The organism is Rahnella sp. Larv3_ips (assembly GCF_003697865.1).
GTDB classification, from domain to species: domain Bacteria; phylum Pseudomonadota; class Gammaproteobacteria; order Enterobacterales; family Enterobacteriaceae; genus Rahnella; species Rahnella rivi.
In genome coordinates, this window is record NZ_MJIB01000014.1 from 44,659 (window position 1) to 57,582 (window position 12,924).

Annotated in this window: 12 protein-coding genes; 7 read left to right on the plus strand and 5 right to left on the minus strand. The window is 56.4% G+C overall.

The genetic code is table 11. The features are described 5' to 3' along the window. The first annotated feature begins 41 nt into the window (after window positions 1–41). Together ED901_RS16905 and ED901_RS16910 are read left to right on the plus strand one after the other, a co-directional pair. Complete coding sequence (locus ED901_RS16905) at window positions 42–2,279, plus strand: type I secretion system permease/ATPase (RefSeq protein WP_256370289.1); 2,238 nt, start codon at window positions 42–44, stop codon at window positions 2,277–2,279. Continuing rightward, on the plus strand, window positions 2,276–3,451 hold the full coding sequence (locus tag ED901_RS16910) for an HlyD family type I secretion periplasmic adaptor subunit (protein WP_122096596.1): 1,176 nt from the start codon (window positions 2,276–2,278) through the stop codon (window positions 3,449–3,451). The genes ED901_RS16905 and ED901_RS16910 overlap by 4 nt, the downstream gene beginning before the upstream one ends. A 76-nt stretch (window positions 3,452–3,527) precedes the next feature. Here the strand turns inward: ED901_RS16910 and ED901_RS16915 are convergent, their stop codons facing one another. Beyond that, on the minus strand, window positions 3,528–3,845 hold the full coding sequence (locus ED901_RS16915; RefSeq protein WP_056772628.1) for an RcnB family protein: 318 nt from the start codon (window positions 3,843–3,845) through the stop codon (window positions 3,528–3,530). A 275-nt stretch (window positions 3,846–4,120) separates the two neighbouring features. Between ED901_RS16915 and ED901_RS16920 the strand changes: the two genes are divergently transcribed. Further along, the gene (locus ED901_RS16920) at window positions 4,121–5,029 is read left to right on the plus strand and encodes an SDR family oxidoreductase (protein WP_122096597.1); all 909 of its coding nucleotides are present in this window, start codon (window positions 4,121–4,123) and stop codon (window positions 5,027–5,029) included. 66 nt (window positions 5,030–5,095) lie between these two features. Here the strand turns inward: ED901_RS16920 and ED901_RS16925 are convergent, their stop codons facing one another. Next, entirely contained in the window at window positions 5,096–5,956 is an 861-nt protein-coding gene (locus ED901_RS16925; RefSeq protein WP_122096598.1) for an aldo/keto reductase family oxidoreductase, read from the minus strand. Window positions 5,957–6,050: 94 nt separating this feature from the next. Between ED901_RS16925 and ED901_RS16930 the strand changes: the two genes are divergently transcribed. Beyond that, complete coding sequence (locus tag ED901_RS16930; protein WP_122096599.1) at window positions 6,051–6,965, plus strand: LysR substrate-binding domain-containing protein; 915 nt, start codon at window positions 6,051–6,053, stop codon at window positions 6,963–6,965. 23 nt (window positions 6,966–6,988) lie between these two features. On the opposite strand, the gene ED901_RS16935 is transcribed toward ED901_RS16930, so the two are convergent. Further along, window positions 6,989–7,393 (minus strand): VOC family protein, encoded by a 405-nt coding sequence (locus ED901_RS16935; RefSeq protein ID WP_122096600.1) that lies wholly within the window; start codon window positions 7,391–7,393, stop codon window positions 6,989–6,991. A gap of 16 nt (window positions 7,394–7,409) precedes the next feature. Beyond that, a complete protein-coding gene (locus tag ED901_RS16940; RefSeq protein WP_122096601.1) occupies window positions 7,410–8,153 on the minus strand; it encodes an SDR family NAD(P)-dependent oxidoreductase in 744 nt (247 codons plus the stop codon). A gap of 132 nt (window positions 8,154–8,285) precedes the next feature. On the opposite strand from ED901_RS16940, the gene ED901_RS16945 reads away from it, so the two are divergent. Further along, window positions 8,286–9,188, plus strand: a complete 903-nt coding sequence (locus ED901_RS16945; RefSeq protein WP_122096602.1) for an AraC family transcriptional regulator — start codon at window positions 8,286–8,288, stop codon at window positions 9,186–9,188. A gap of 8 nt (window positions 9,189–9,196) precedes the next feature. On the opposite strand, the gene ED901_RS16950 is transcribed toward ED901_RS16945, so the two are convergent. After that, on the minus strand, window positions 9,197–10,084 hold the full coding sequence (locus ED901_RS16950) for a LysR family transcriptional regulator (protein WP_056772602.1): 888 nt from the start codon (window positions 10,082–10,084) through the stop codon (window positions 9,197–9,199). A gap of 238 nt (window positions 10,085–10,322) precedes the next feature. On the opposite strand from ED901_RS16950, the gene ED901_RS16955 reads away from it, so the two are divergent. Together ED901_RS16955 and ED901_RS16960 are read left to right on the plus strand one after the other, a co-directional pair. Beyond that, window positions 10,323–11,510 (plus strand): MFS transporter, encoded by a 1,188-nt coding sequence (locus ED901_RS16955; RefSeq protein ID WP_240993954.1) that lies wholly within the window; start codon window positions 10,323–10,325, stop codon window positions 11,508–11,510. 67 nt (window positions 11,511–11,577) lie between these two features. Further along, complete coding sequence (locus ED901_RS16960) at window positions 11,578–12,606, plus strand: alpha/beta hydrolase (RefSeq protein WP_056772600.1); 1,029 nt, start codon at window positions 11,578–11,580, stop codon at window positions 12,604–12,606. Window positions 12,607–12,924 lie beyond the last annotated feature (318 nt).

Consider the following 12,924-nt stretch of genomic DNA (forward strand, 5'->3'; position numbering starts at 1 on the left):
GGAATGAACGTGAAGGAACAATGAATTAGGGAACAATGCAGATGAATAAAGAGATCATGTCAGAGAAAAGCAGTACCGCACCGGAGGCCGTGGCGTTCGATGGCCGCGCCGCGCAGGCGGAGAAACAAAAAGGGTATAGCGCGTGGCTGAGCGCCATGCTGGATGTCGCCCGCCACTATCGTCTGGATTATTCAGAAGAGCATGTGAAAGCCACGCTCGCCTGGGAGATGGGCGCACCGCAAAACAGCGTGCTTGATGAGATGGCGCGCAAACTCGGGCTGGCGCGCGTAACCCGCTCATTCCATCCTGCCGATCTGGACCCGATGTCCGTGCCGTTTATTTTGACGCTGGACAATGGCCGTCTGGGCGTGGTGACGCATCTGGACGCCAGCGGCCAGTGCGCCGTGCAGTTTACCGAGGATCAGGGGCTGGAAACCACGCTCACTCCTGAACAGCTTTTATCGCGGGTGCAGAGCATCACTCTGCTGCGCCCTTTGCAGGCCCTGCCGGATGCGCGCGTTGATAACTACATCAAGCCGTACAAAAAGAACTGGTTCTGGGATCTGGCCCTGAAAGACTGGCGTCGCTACGGCGACATCATGGTGGCGGCGATGATCGCCAACGTGCTGGCGCTGGCCGGTATGTTGTTTTCCATGCAGGTGTACGACCGCGTGGTGCCCTCGCAGTCGGTGCCGACGCTGTGGGTGTTATTCGGCGGCGTGATGATCGCCATTGTGTTTGAATTCGTGATGCGCATGGTGCGCGTCCATATTTCTGACGTGGTGGGGAAACGCGCCGATCTGCGCATTTCCGACCGCGTTTTTGGCCGCGCGCTGCGCATTAAAAACGGCGCCCGCTCCAAATCCACCGGCTCCTTTATTTCGCAAATCCGCGAGCTGGAATCGGTGCGTGAACTGATCACCTCGACCACCATCAGCGTGATTTCCGACCTGCCTTTCTTCCTGTTATTCACGGTCATTCTGTGGATGATTGGCGGCCCGCTGGTGTTTGTGGTGCTGCTGGCGATCCCGCTTTTTCTGATCCCAGGGTTACTGATCCAAAAACCGCTGGCGAGACTGGCGAACGAAGGCATGCGCGAATCCGCAGTGCGAAACGCCTCACTGGTGGAAGCGGTGGAATCTCTGGAAGACATCAAACTGATGCGCGCTGAACAGCGCTTTCAGAATCAGTGGAACCACTGCAACGAAGTCTCCGCCGACATCAGTATGCGTCAGCGTTTTCTCACCAGCCTGCTGATGACCTGGACGCAGGAAGTGCAGTCGATCGTTTACGCCATCGTGCTGCTGGTGGGCTGTTATCTGGTGATGAACGGCGACATGACCACCGGTGCGCTGGTGGGGACGACCATCCTCGCCTCCCGCACTATCGCGCCGCTGGCGCAGATCTCCGGCGTGCTCTCCCGCTGGCAGCAGGCCAAAGTGGCGCGTAAAGGGCTGGATGAACTGATGCAGCGGCCTGTCGATCAGGAAGACGGGCAGAAAATGGTGCATAAGGCGCAGATCGCCGGTGAATACCAGGTGCACGATGCGGTGTTCTATTACGACGAAGAAGAGAAAGTGGCCAATCTGGCGCTGAACAACCTGCACATCAGGCCGGGCGAGAAGATCGCCGTGCTGGGTAAAAACGGTGCCGGTAAATCGACGCTGTTGCAGGTGCTGGCCGGCATGCAGCAGGTACAGCAGGGGCAGGTGGTGCTGGATAACGTCAACATCAAACAGATCGATCCGGCGGATTTACGCCGTGACGTGGCGCTGCACAATCAGCACGCCAGACTGTTTTTCGGCTCGGTGCGCGACAACATTACCATGGGCAGACCGCAGGCCACGGACGACGAGATCCATCAGGCGCTGGTGTTAAGCGGAGCGCTGACCTTTGTGCAGCAAAAAGAGAATGGCCTGAATTTCCTGATCCACGAAGGCGGCGTTGGCCTCTCCGGCGGCCAGCGTCAGGCGCTGTTATTGGCGCGTCACATCATCATGCAGCCGCAGGTGTTGCTGCTCGATGAACCGAGCGCGTGGCTGGATGAAATCTCCGAGGCGAATCTGATCACTCACCTGGCCGCGTGGGGTAAAGGCAAAACGCTGGTGGTCGCCACCCACCGTCTGGCGCTATTGCAGTTGGTGGACAGGATTATCGTGATGGACAACGGACGCATCACGCTCGACGGCAGCAAAGACGAGATCCTCAGTAAACATTTCAGACCGAAAGGGCAGCCAGCCCAGGCCGCGAAAGCCGTCAATAAGGAGATGACATCATGAATGGAAACAAACGCCATCACCGGCCACTGAGTGAAAATACCTTGCCGCGTTCGACCCTGCTGGTGTGGAGCCTGGCGCTGATGCTGTTGTGCTTCACGCTGTGGGCGAATTTCTACACGCTCGACGAAGTCACCACCGGCACCGGCAAAGTCATCCCTTCGGCGCACGAACAGATCGTGCAATCGCTTGAGGGCGGTATCGTTCACAGTATTGACGTGCGCGAAGGCGAAGTGGTGGAGCGCGGCCAGCGTCTGGCGCAGCTCGACCGCACCAAAACCGAGTCCGGCGTGCAGGAAAGCCAGTCCCGTCTGCACGCCGCGCTGGCGACGGCGGCACGCCTGACCGCACAGATCAACGGCACACCGCTGACGTTTCCGGCCGATCTTGACGATGAACCGGAGCTGGTGAAATCCGAAACTGAACTGTACAACTCCAGCCGTAACAGCCTGGAGAAGCAGCTTTCCGGCCTGAAGCAGGGCGTGGCGCTGATCCGCCGCGAGCTGAGCATGACCGTGCCGCTGGTTAAACAGGGCGCGGCCAGCGACGTGGAAGTGCTGCGTCTGCAACGTCAGATCAACGAAATGGAAAGCAAAGCCACCGATCTGGAAACCCAGTATCACGTGCGTGCGGGCGAAGAGCTGGCGAAAGCCAATGCGGAGATCGAAACCCAGCGCTCGGTGGTTTTAGGCCGTAAGGATTCCCTGAACCGTCTGGAGTTTTTCTCCCCGGTTAAAGGCATTGTGAAGAATATTGACGTCAACACCGTCGGCGGTGTGATCCCGCCGAATGGCAAACTGATGACGCTGGTGCCGATTGACGATCAGATGCTGGTGGAGGCACAAATTTCACCGCGCGACGTGGCGTTTATTCACCCCGGCCAGAAAGCCAAAGTGAAAATCACCGCCTACGACTATTCGATTTACGGCAGTTTTGACGGAGAAGTGACCACGATTTCGCCCGACACTATTCAGGACGAGGTTCGCCGTGACGTTTATTATTACCGCGTGAACATCAAGACCAACGCCAATTATCTGGAAAATAAGCATCATGAAAAGTTTTATATTTTCCCCGGCATGATCGCGACAGTGGATATCAAAACCGGCAACAAAAGCATTCTTGATTATCTGCTGAAACCGCTGAACAAAATGAACGAAGCCATGCGTGAGCGTTAAGCCTGACGGCGGCATGACACAGAAAAGGGCGCGTTACCTGAGGTAGCGCGCCCTTTTTGCGTCACCGGCAATCGTGTTACTGGAAGTAGATATCGCCGGATTCGGCTTTGAGAATTTTGCCGTCGGTGTCGGTGATCATCGCGTAATTGCCCGCGATGTAGGTCCAGTGGCTGCCTGCGTCAGGGGCGGGCAGGTGGCGCTGTTGCCAGTCAACAATTTCATAAGGCTTGGTGCGGTATAAACCGGGCACGGTGTCGCCCAGTTTGTATTCGGTCGAGTCATCGAAGAACGATTTGATCTCATGAGAAGGGGTCGCCGCAGACGCGGTGTGCGACAGCGTCATCACGGAGGAGAAAACCAGAGCTGACAACATCATCATTTTTGAGTAACGCATAATATATCCCGTTAAAAACTATCAATATAACGTCCGTCGTCAGTCCTTTGTCGTCGCAACGAAGCCTGTACTTTTCAGTCTGGTCAGGATAATAACGAGAAACAGGCCGTAAGGCGGGGCGAATAATTGTGTCGAAATGCAAATGAGTGAAAGGGTTTCCCCTGCGGCGGGCAAGGGCTGCCACAGACTCAGAAATATCCTTAATGACACATAACCTGGCATATCTGTTCTACCTTTAGGGTTCCTTCATTCGTTTTTATACAAGGAGCCTGTGTATGAACAACAACAAAACGATCCCCGTTTCCCTTAACGATCCGCACGTGGACACTTTTCCAAAACCGCCTTTTGAACAGCAAAAGCAGCCGTTCCCCGGTCTGGTAAGCAAGATGATCCCGGTGCCCGATCACGGTGAAACCTCTTATAAAGGCAGTTCACGTCTGAAGGGGCGTAAAGCGCTGGTGACCGGCGGTGACTCGGGTATCGGCAGGGCGGTGGCGATAGCCTTTGCCCGCGAAGGGGCCGATGTCGCGATAAACTATCTGCCCGATGAAGAGCCGGATGCGCAAGATGTGGTGGCGTTGCTGCGCAAGGAAGGGGTGAAAATCGTCACGATTCCGGGCGATATCCGCGAGGAAAAATTCTGTCAGACGCTGGTCAAAGAGGCGGCTGAACAGCTTGGCGGGCTGGATCTGCTGGTCAACAATGCGGGGCGTCAGCAGTTCTGCAATTCGATCAAAGACCTGACCACCGAAGCCTTTGACGCCACGTTCAAAACGAACGTCTATGCCATGTTTTGGATCACCAAAGCCGCGCTGGACTATATGCCACGTGGCAGCGCAATCATTAATACGTCTTCGGTTCAGGCATTTTTACCGAGCGATAATCTGCTCGATTATTCGCAGACCAAAGCGTCGATTGTCGCCTTCACTAAAGGTCTGGCGAAGCAGCTGGCCGCAGACGGTATTCGTGTTAATGCCGTTGCGCCCGGCCCGTACTGGACCGTTCTGCAAACCTCCGGCGGCCAGCCGCAGGAAAAGGTCGAGAAATTTGGTGAGCAGTCACCGCTTGGCAGACCGGGGCAGCCCGCCGAGATTGCCGGCATGTACGTGGCGTTAGCCTCCAGCGAAAGCAGCTACACCTCCGGACAGGTGTGGTGTTCGGATGGCGGTACCGGCACGGTCTGACCGACATTTCCCCTCAGAAACAACAAAGGCGCCCTCATCAGGCGCCTTTTTTTTGGCAAGGCAGGGTTAACGGCTCATCTCGTTAAGTTTCGCCATCACCTCATCCGACAACGTCAGCCGCGCGCTGGCCAGGTTTTCCTGCAAATGCTGCGAAGATGAGGTGCCGGGGATCAGCAAGATATTAGGAGAACGCCTGAGCAGCCATGCCAGCGCCACCTGCATCGGCGTGGCCTGTAATTCAGCGGCCACCTCATTAAGCTGTGTTGACTGCAAAGGCGAGAACCCCCCGAGCGGGAAGAACGGCACCCAGGCGATCCCCTGTTCAGCCAGCTCATCCACCAGCGCGTCGTCGTGACGGTTGGCGAGATTGTACATGTTCTGCACGCAGGCGATCGGCGTGAGTTTGCGGGCATCGGCCACTTGTCTGGCCGTCACATTGCTCAGCCCGATATGGCGGATCAGACCCCGCTCTTTTAACGCGATCAGCGCCTCCAGCTGCGGTTCCAGCGAACCTTCCGCGGGCTTATACACGTCGAGCATACTGCGCAGGTTAACGACGTCCATTGTCTCCAGCCCCAGATTGCGCAGGTTATCTTCCACCGCGCGGGTCAGCTCCGGTGCCGAAAACGCAGGTAACCAGCCTCCCTTTTCATCACGCCGCGCGCCGACTTTGGTGACGATGCACAGGTCATCGGGATAAGGATGCAAAGCCTTTTTGATCAGCCGGTTGGTTTCATGCGGGCCGTAAAAGTCGCTGGTGTCGATGTGATTGACGCCCGATGCAACCGCGTCTTTCAACACCTGAATCGCCCGCGCTTCATCTTTCACCGGACCAAAAACACCGGGGCCTGCCAGTTGCATTGCGCCGTAACCTAAGCGTCCAACTTCACGGTCGCCGAGGCGATAAGTCATTGAGGGTTGTGACATGGGGGTTCTCCTGTGTGTGTACATTCATTGTATCGGGCAACTGGCTGTGCAACTATCCGGTGAAATCAGGACAAACTGTACGAGGTTACGCACAATGCCAATGGACATCGCTCTGCTGCACGCCGTGGTGGAAGTGGCGAAAGCCGGGGGATTTCGGGAAGCGGCGCGGGTCACCGGCAGCAATGCCTCCCGGCTGAGTGATGCCGTGCGCCGTGCGGAACAGCAACTCGGCATCCGCCTGTTTCATCGCACCACGCGCACCGTCGTGCTGACCGAAGCAGGCCGGGCGCTGATGGAACGCCTGTTACCGGCCATGAATGAGGTCGATGCCGCGCTGGACGCCATCAATCGTTATCGCAACACGCCGGGCGGCACGCTGCGGCTGAACGTGCCGGTCAGCGCCACGCGCCTGATTCTGCCCGCGCTGGTGCCGGCGTTTTTGCGACGTTATCCGGATATCCAGCTGGAGATCATCGCCGAAAGCAATGTGCAGGATGTGTTTCGCGACGGTTGCGATGCCGGTATCCGCTATGACGAATGTCTCGAACAGGACGTGGTGGCGATCCCCATCGGCCCGCGCCGTCAGCGTTTTGCCGCCGCTGCGTCGGCGGATTATCTCGATCGTCATGGCAGACCCGCACACCCGCGTGATCTGATGAAGCACGCCTGCCTGCGTGGCCGTTATGCCAGCGGCATCATGACTGCCTGGGAGTTTGAGCGGGAGGGGGAAAATCTCAGCGTACAGGTCAGCGGCCCGCTGGTGGTCAGCGTCGGCGGCGCGGTGGATCTGGCGGTGGATACCGCGAAAGCGGGCGGCGGCATTCTCTATCTGTTTGAAGACTGGCTGCAACCCGCCTTTGCCAGCGGTGAGCTGGAACCGATCTTACAGCCGTGGTGGCTGTCGTTTTCCGGGCCCTATCTTTACTACAACGATCGCCGTCTGATCCCTGCGCCGTTGCGGGCATTTATTGATTTTGTGCAGGAGGAAAACCTCCGTTGTCACCGCTGACCCCACGTCAGCGGTGCGTGCCTTCAGGGCAGGTCGTGCTGCCAGCTTTTGTAGACAAATTCCAGGGTATAGCCGTCAGGATCGACCACACCGGCGGCGTAATAGCGCGGATCGTAATAAAGACGTGCGCCCGGCGCGCCGTTATCCTTCGCCCCGGCGTTGATTGCGGCGGCGTATGTTTCATCCACCATGGCCTTACTGCTGGCGACAAAGCCGATATGCGAGGCATCGCCGGTGGCTTTTGCCTGGCGCAGCCAGAAAAATATCCGGCCATGTGCGCCAAAACCGGTGAGATCAGGGTGCCCCGGCGGCCCGTCTTTGCCGTCGTAATCGACCCGCGAGGTGATGCCAAGCGGTGCCAGCGCGGCGGTGTAAAACCTGACCGAACGGTCAACATCACGCACTGAAACAAAAATGTGATCGAGCATAGAATCTCCGTCCGTCTTAAATGTGGTAGCCACCGGCGACTTCAATGGACTGCGCATTGATCCAGCGGCTGTCATCCGAAATCAACCCTGCGATCGCCTTTCCTACATCGTCCGGTTCGCCGACGCGGCCCAGTGCGGTCTGCGACGCCAGCAATGTTTCCAGCTCATCGTTGAGGCCACCGCCCAGCCCGGTCCGGATTGCGCCGGGCGAAACTGAATTTGCGCGAATGCGACGCGGGCCAAACTCTTTCGCCATATAACGCGTCAGTACCTCAAGCCCGCCTTTGAAGGCGGCGTAAGGCGCAACGCCGGACGTCGTGACGCGGGTGGTGGCGCTGGTCACATTGACAATGTGGCCGCCATCAGTGAGCAACGGCAACAGTGTCTGCGTCAGGAAGAACGGGCCTTTCAGATGGACGTTAAACAGGTTGTCGAACTCATTTTCAGTCACGGTTTCGATCGGGTTAAACAGGCCAAAACCGGCGTTGTTGATCAGCACATCAAAATCACGGCGTTGCCAGAAACCTTCCAGCACTGCCGCGAGTTGTGTACGAAAGGCAGCAAACGTCTGTGTACGGGAAACATCAAGCTGCATTGCCACGGCTTTGCCTCCGGCGGCGTCGATTTGCCTGACCACCTCGTCGGCCGCTTCCGGGTGACGATGCCAGGTCAGTATCACGCCCATTCCTTTTGCTGCGCACTCAATTGCTGTACTTGCCCCGATGCCGGTGCTTCCGCCTGTGATAAGAATGACTTTCATGATGTTGACTCTCGTTGTGTGGGTGTGCAGTAAGACTAAAGAAAGGCACCGGCTGAGGCTTCTGCGTTCCTGCTCGATTCTTGCCTGTTTCTGCTTTAAGCTCCCCGCACCCCTTTACCGCTGAGGCAGGATATGGATTTGCAATCCCAACTTGATGAACTGCGCGGACTGGCCGCTCATGCCGGGAACTGGCGAACAGAAACCGGGATCCCGCGCGTTGCCATGGTGCAGGGGAAAGTCCCGGCGGCGGCGCTGGCCGCAGTCTATGAGCCGATGATCAACCTTATCCTCAGAGGAAGTAAAACCATGACGGTGGGGGAGAAGGTCTTTAATTACGACCCCGCCTCTTACTTTGTTATGTCTGTGGATTTACCTGCGGTGGGCGCAGTTCACCCCGCATTGACCGGCGAACCTTATCTGGCCGTAAGCCTGACCATCGACCCCCAGCGCGTTGCCACCTTGCTGGATGATTTACCGCATTCGCAGATGAAGGGCAGGCCGGAAGGCGGGTTCTCGGTGGCGTCAGTCACGCCGGAGTTGCTTGATGCCTGGGTGAGAATGCTGCGTCTGATGAAAACGCCTGACGACATTCCCGCTCTCGCGCCGGGCTACGAGCGCGAAATTCTTTATCATGTTCTCAAAGGCCCCCACGGCTGGATGCTCAGAGATATTGCCTCGCCGGGTACCATGCTGGCGAGGATCAGCAACGCTATCCAGTGGCTGAGGCACCATTTTGCCGAAGAGTTTGTGGTTGAAACCCTGGCCGGGCGCGAGGCGATGAGCGTTTCGGCGTTTCACCGGCACTTCAAGGCGGTAACGGCCATGAGCCCGTTGCAGTATCAGAAACGCGTCCGGCTGCTCCATGCCCGAACGCTGCTTTTAGGCCGTCAGCAGAGCGTCACTTATGTGGCTCAGGAAGTGGGCTACCGGAGTGTGCCGCAGTTTAACCGGGACTATGCGCGCATTTTCGGGCTGCCTCCGCTGAAAGATGTGGCGCAACTGCGTAAGGTGATCAACGTGCGCGAGAGCCAGTGACGCGCCCCTCAGTCGAGTTTCAGCGCCGCCATCACCAGCGAAAATGCCGGTGAATGCTGTTTTCTGCTGGGGTAATAGAGGTAGTAGCCGGGAAACGGCAGGCACCAGGCATCGAGCACCCGCAGCAGGCGGCCTTCTTCGATGTGCGGCGCAAACTCTTCTTCCGGTAAAAACGCAATGCCCAGACCGGCCAGCGCGGCATCCACCATAGGGGCGGAAGTATTAAAGGTCAGTTGCCCGTTCACCCGCACGTTGACCGGCCCCTCTTCGTTATCAAACTCCCAGACATAAAGCCCGCCGGACGTGGTCTGGCGCATATTCATGCAGTTGTGTTGCAGCAGGTCATGCGGCGTCTGCGGCAGCGGATGTTTAGCAAAATACGCCGGGGAAGCCACCGCCGCCATGCGTAAGGCGGGGCTGACGGGCATCGCGATCATGTCTTTATCGATGGTGTCACCCAGGCGCACACCGGCGTCAAACTTATCGGCGACGATATTTCGAAAGCCGTGGTTGGCATCAAATTCCAGCCGGATGTCGGGGTATTCGCGTAATAACGGCGACAGTTTTGGCATCAGCAGGGTTTTAAGCACGTGCGGGCCGCAGGTAATACGTACGGTGCCGGCCGGTTTATCTCGCATCTCGGTCAGCATATCCAGCCCGGCTTCAATCTCGTCAAAGTGTGAGCCAATCGCCAGCAATAACCTCTCTCCCGCCGCCGTCGGCGACACATTTCTGGTCGTGCGCGTGAGCAGGCGAATGTCCATTTGATTTTCCAGAGCGGTAATGGTCTGGCTCAGCGCCGGTTGCGTGACCCCGAGCAGCGCGGCAGCGCGGGTAAAACTCCCTTCACGGGCGACCGTGATAAAAGCGATCAGATCATTGAAATTACGTTTCATCACAGCTTCCGTCCTTCTATTAATAAGCAGAGCTTATAAGCCCATTAAGGATTCATTACCTAGTAAGAATATACCCGCCCTGTAGAATTTCCGGCAAGCAATAACGTCCGCAAAACAGGAAATACTTTCCCGGCGTTATACCTTTAACTTCATGTTATTTCAGTTTTTATTCCCGTGAATAAAGACCGGGCGGGGCTTGCCAAAAATTCATCATTTAGCGTTGAAAAAGGAAGGAAATGTGACATCTGCCGTTGAAAACGCGCTGCCTGACCGAGAGCGGGCCGCGCACTGGAACGGGGTATGGGCGATTACCCTGTGCGTATTTGCGCTGGTTGCGTCGGAGTTTATGCCCGTCAGCCTGCTGTCACCGGTTTCCCGCGATCTGGGTATCAGCGAGGGGCTGGCCGGGCAGGGGATCGCCATCTCCGGTGCGCTGGCGGTGTTGACCAGTCTGTTGATCTCAACACTGGCCGGAAATATTGACCGAAAAATTCTGCTTTTAGGGCTGACGACCCTGATGGCTGTTTCCGGCGTGGTGATAGCCCTGGCCCCTGATTACCTGACTTACATGGTTGGGCGCGCACTGATTGGCGTCGTCATCGGGGGCTTCTGGTCGATGTCGGCGGCGCTGGCTATCCGGCTGGTGCCACGGGATCAGGTTCCCCGCGCCCTGGCGATATTCAACGGCGGCAACGCGCTGGCGATGGTGATCGCCGCACCGCTCGGCAGTTATCTGGGGTCGGTGATGGGCTGGCGTGGCGCATTCTTTTGCCTGGTGCCGGTCGCGCTGGTGGTCTTTATCTGGCAGTGCGTCAGCCTGCCTTCCATGAAAACGGCGGCGAAGGAAAAAAAGGCCGGAAATGTGTTACGCCTGCTCAGAAAACCACAGGTTGCCACCGGGATGGCGGCGTGCGGGCTTTTCTTTATGGGGCAATTCGCGCTCTTTACCTACCTGCGCCCGTTTCTTGAAACGGTGACCGGGGTTGACGTCTCCACCTTGTCATTGATTTTGCTGACCATCGGCATGGCCGGTTTTATGGGCACCCTGATCATCGGCATTTTTCTGCGCAAAGGCTTTTATCTGACGCTGATGGCGATCCCGCTGATGATGACGGCCATTGCCGTGATGCTGATGCTGACGGGGCACCGGCTCTGGATTGTCGCGCCGTTGCTGGGTCTTTGGGGGCTGGTGGCGACGGCGGCACCGGTCGGGTGGTGGTCATGGGTAGCGCGGACCTTTCCCGACAACGCCGAAGCGGGCGGCGGGCTGATGGTCGCGGTGGTGCAACTTTCCATCGCGCTGGGCTCTACCGCCGGAGGGCTGGCTTTTGACTCTGCGGGCTGGCAAACCACCTTCGCCATCAGCGGCGTTCTGCTGACTCTGGCGGCCTGTCTGACATTTATTACATCACGCACACAACACTGACGACATATTCACTTTTTACCGGGCGAACGGATGCCCAACCCATACCACTCCTGTTGAGGATATTTCGATGAAAATTTTTTCTATGTTGGTCGGGCTGTTAATCAGCTCGTTTGCGGCCACCGGCGCCGATATGTCTGGCGGTGCAGATAACTTTTACAAAAGCGACAAAGTTACGCAGCAAAAGGTGACGTTTAAAAATCAGTATCAGATGGAGGTCACCGGAAATCTGTTTATGCCAAAAGACAGGGATAAAAATGCCAGGTATCCGGCCATTGTGGTGGGTCATCCGATGGGGGCGGTGAAAGAACAAAGTTCCAATCTCTACGCACAGAAACTGGCTGAACAAGGTTTTGTGACGCTGGCTATCGATCTCTCTTTCTGGGGCGAAAGTGAAGGGAAACCGCGTAACGCCGTCGCACCAGATATTTACGCTGAAGATTTCAGCGCCGCAGTGGATTACCTCGGTACGCGCCCGGATATCGACAGAAACCGGATTGGCGCGCTGGGTATCTGCGGCAGCGGCAGCTTTGTGATCAGCGCGGCGAAAATTGATCCGCGCATGCGGGCCATTGCTACCGTCAGCATGTATGACATGGGCGCGGTGAACCGTCACGCACTCAATCATTCGCTCACGCTGGCGCAGCGCAAGGACATTATTGAACAGGCGGCGCAGCAGCGTTACAGCGAATTCACCGGCGGCGAAATACGTTATACCAGCGGTACAGTGCATAAAATCGATGCGGACACGCCGCCGGTGGCGAAAGAGTTCTACGATTTTTACCGCACGCCGCGCGGAGAATTCACACCCAAAGGATCTTCCCCTGCGCTGACGACGCACCCGACGCTGACCAGCAACGTCAAGTTTATGAACTTTTATCCGTTCAACGATATCGAAACGATTTCACCGCGGCCAATGCTGTTTATCACCGGCGAAAACGCGCACTCCAGGGAATTCAGTGAAGATGCCTACAAACTTGCCGGTCAGCCGAAAGAGTTAGTTATTGTACCCGGTGCGGGTCATGTTGACCTCTACGACCGCACCGATCTGATCCCTTTTGCAAAACTGACGTCATTCTTTAAACAAAACCTGAAATAAAACTTAACTATTTCTTCATCACTGCGCCTGATGCGACGTAAGTCATCGCATCAGGTATTTATATTTTCAAATAATATAAAATCTTAATGAATTATTTATAATAATCATTTTGACAAGTTAATCATGATTGATAAATGATTTTTTAATATTTAAGAGTTAACTAAATCCTATTATTTCACGGTCATTTACAAAAACATAACGTACAGATCAGTGGCAGAGGAAATATGGGGTAATTTCAGCTATGTCATTCAAATAAGAATGAATTAAGAGTAATGTGGGAACTGATTAGTCAGGCTTAAAAATTTATGGCCGGACGAT